Origin of the sequence: Rhodococcus sp. EPR-157 (genome assembly GCF_001647195.1) — a bacterium.
Taxonomy (GTDB): Bacteria; Actinomycetota; Actinomycetes; order Mycobacteriales; family Mycobacteriaceae; genus Rhodococcoides.
Genome location: NZ_LVCV01000491.1, coordinates 1 through 3,095 on the forward strand (window position 1 = coordinate 1; position 3,095 = coordinate 3,095).

3 protein-coding genes are annotated in these 3,095 nt (G+C 63.3%); all 3 read right to left on the reverse strand.

The window, feature by feature from the left end; translation table 11 throughout:
• Positions 1 to 150 precede the first annotated feature (150 nt).
• The 3 genes from katG to A2J03_RS30150 all read right to left on the reverse strand — a co-directional run bounded on the left by katG (position 151) and on the right by A2J03_RS30150 (position 3,080).
• Positions 151 to 2,352: a catalase/peroxidase HPI gene (gene katG / locus A2J03_RS22305; RefSeq protein ID WP_156520530.1), complete on the reverse strand. Its 2,202-nt coding sequence runs from the start codon at positions 2,350 to 2,352 to the stop codon at positions 151 to 153.
• An 89-nt stretch (positions 2,353 to 2,441) separates the two neighbouring features.
• Entirely contained in the window at positions 2,442 to 2,864 is a 423-nt protein-coding gene (locus tag A2J03_RS22310; RefSeq protein WP_068378360.1) for a Fur family transcriptional regulator, read from the reverse strand.
• 93 nt (positions 2,865 to 2,957) lie between these two features.
• Positions 2,958 to 3,080 (reverse strand): DUF4436 family protein, encoded by a 123-nt coding sequence (locus A2J03_RS30150; RefSeq protein ID WP_442971394.1) that lies wholly within the window; start codon positions 3,078 to 3,080, stop codon positions 2,958 to 2,960.
• Positions 3,081 to 3,095: the final 15 nt, after the last annotated feature.

Sequence of the window (3,095 nt, forward strand, 5' to 3'; positions counted from 1 at the left end):
GCCGCCGTATGCGCGGCAGGCGTGAAGTCGCTCGAAAGCGGTGAGCGCGTTGAGGTGGAGATGGTGGATCGCACGTCCATCTGACCTGTTGCACGACTTTCGGCGCCGCGCGAGGTGGACTCGCGCGGCGCCGAAAGTGCCGTAGATGGATCAGGTGAGATCGAAGCGGTCGAGCATCATGACCTTGTCCCATGCCGCGACGAAGTCCTTGACGAACTTCTCCTCGGCGTCATCGCACGCGTACACCTCTGCGAGAGCGCGCAGCTCGGAGTTCGAGCCGAACACGAGATCGTTCCGTGTGCCGGACCACTTGACTTCCCCTGTTGCGGCATCCTTCCCCTCGTAGATGCCCTCCTCGGCGGTGGGAGCCCATTCGGTTCCCATGTCGAGCAGGTTGACGAAGAAGTCGTTCGTCAACGCACCTGGATTCGAGGTCAGAACGCCGTGCGCCGACTGGTTGAAGTTGGCCCCGAGGACGCGAAGTCCGCCGACGAGCACGGTCAGTTCCGGTGCGCTGAGGGTGAGCAGGTTCGCCCGGTCGACCAGTGCGTACTCGGCGGGCAGTCGTTGACCCTTTCCGATGTAGTTGCGGAATCCGTCGGCGTTCGGCTCGAGCGCCGCAAACGACTCCACATCGGTCTGATCCTGCGTCGCGTCGGTGCGGCCGGGAGTGAACGGTACGGCGATGTCGTGGCCGGCCTGCTTGGCAGCCTGCTCGACAGCTGCAACCCCGCCGAGCACGACGAGATCAGCGAATGAAATCTTCGCTCCACCAGCGGAGTTGAACGATTCCTGAATACCCTCGAGCACGCGGATCGACTGCGCGAGTGTGTCGGGTTCGTTGACTTCCCAGCCTGCCTGCGGCTGTAGGCGGATACGTCCGCCATTCGCGCCGCCGCGCTTGTCGCTGCCGCGGAAGGACGACGCCGATGCCCATGCGGTCGAGATCAGCTGTGCGCTCGAGAGTTCCGAGTCGAGGAGCTTCGACTTGAGATCGGCGATCTCCGCGTCTCCGACGAGGTCATGATCGACGGCGGGGATCGGGTCCTGCCAGATCAAGGTCTCGGAAGGGACCTCCGGACCGAGGTACCGCGAAACGGGTCCGAGGTCACGGTGCGTCAGTTTGAACCATGCCTTCGAGAACTCCTCGGCGAGCTCCTCCGGGTGATCGAGCCAGCGACGAGTGATCTGCTCGTAGATGGGATCGACACGCATCGCCATGTCGCTGGTCAGCATCATCGGTGCGTGGCGCTTGTTCGGGTCCGCCGGGTCCGGGACGAGATCCGTTGCTGCGCCACCGGTCGGTCGCCACTGCCACGCGCCGCCCGGTCCCTTGTGAACCTCCCACTCGTAGCCGTAGAGAGTTTCGAGGAAGGTGTTGTCCCACTTCGTCGGAGTCGGCGTCCAGGTGCCTTCGAGGCCACTGGTGATCGCGTCGGCGCCGACGCCGGTGCCGTAACTGTTCTTCCAGCCGAGACCCATCTGCTCGATCGGCGCGCCCTCGGGCTCTGGCCCGATGTGCGGCTCGGGATCTGCTGCCCCGTGCACCTTTCCGAAGGTATGACCGCCGATCGCGAGAGCCGCGGTTTCGATGTCGTTCATGGCCATCTTGCCGAAGGTGTCACGGATGTCGATTGCTGACCGCGCCGGGTCCGGCTGACCGTTGGGGCCTTCGGGGTTGACGTAGATCAAACCCATCTGGACTGCGGCGAGAGGGTTCTCGAGGTCACGATCGCCGGTGTAGCGCTCGTCACCGAGCCAGGTCTGTTCGGGGCCCCAGTACACGTCCTCTTCGGGCTCCCAGACGTCGACACGACCGCCGGCGAAACCGTAGGTCGGAAGGCCCATCGACTCGATCGCGACATTTCCGGTCAGAATGATCAGGTCGGCCCACGACAGCTTCTTGCCGTACTTCTTCTTGATCGGCCAGATCAGCCGGCGTGCCTTGTCGAGGCTTGCATTGTCGGGCCAGCTGTTCAGGGGCGCGAAGCGCTGCATGCCCGCACCCGCGCCGCCGCGTCCGTCCTGGATCCGGTAGGTGCCCGCGGAGTGCCACGCCATACGAATGAAGAACGGGCCGTAGTGCCCGAAGTCGGCTGGCCACCATGGCTGGGAGTCGGTCATAAGGGCTTCGATATCGGCCTTCACCGCTGCAAGGTCGAGAGTGTTGAACTCGGCCGCATAGTCGAAATCCTCGTCCATCGGATTTCCGACGGCCGGATTCTTCTTCAGAATCTGCAGGTTCAGGCTCTTCGGCCACCAGTCACGGTTGCTGCCGCCCTCTGCTGGGAAAGGCATGGAATTGTGCGCAACGGGACACTTGCCCCCATCCTGGGGCTGATCCTCGTTCATATCTTTTTCGCGAGTGGTGTGGTCTTCGGACACGAGATTCCTTCCGGGGCTGGCGGATCGGACTGATCACGACCTGAAGTCGCGAACTCTTAGGGGACCGAGCATCGGGGGCACGTGCCCCAGTAAACGACCTCGGCCTCGTCGATGGTGTAACCGCGCGGTTGCGATGCGGTGAGACACGGTGCCTCGCCGACGGCGCAATCGACGTCCTCGATCGCACCGCACGATCGGCACACGAGGTGATGGTGGTTGTCGCCCACGCGTGACTCGTAGCGGGCTACCGAGCCGGACGGCTGGATTCGCCTTAGCAGTCCGGCCGTGGTCAGTGCCGCAAGCACGTCGTACACCGCCTGCCTCGAGACGACCGGGAGGGTGTCGCGCACTGTGCGATACACCGTTTCGGTGTCGACGTGCGGGTTGGCAAGCACGGCGTCGAGAACTGCCAATCGTGGGCGGGTGACACGGAGTGAGGCCGCGCGCAGCATCTCCGAGTGTTCCGTCGTCGGTGGCATGAGTGGAATATCACACCCTTTTCTTGAACAAGTCAAGTCTTGCGGGAGAATTGCGAACGAAATTGTGTGTGAACAACGATGGACGACGGACAACTACGGTGCGTCGCGCCACCAGCTTCGGACGTAGAGAATCATTGCGGTGACCAGGCCCAGTACCACCCAGAGGATCACCGAGTAGTCCACCCATGAACCGACGGGTGGCGCGTCGGGGAGCAAATTCCTGATCGGAAG

Excerpts from the sequence above, each read along its gene's own strand:
- katG (WP_156520530.1), bottom strand. The coding sequence starts at position 2,352 with ATGAACGAGGATCAGCCCCAGGATGGGGGCAAGTGTCCCGTTGCGCAC.
- A2J03_RS22310 (WP_068378360.1), bottom strand. The coding sequence starts at position 2,864 with ATGCCACCGACGACGGAACACTCGGAGATGCTGCGCGCGGCCTCACTC.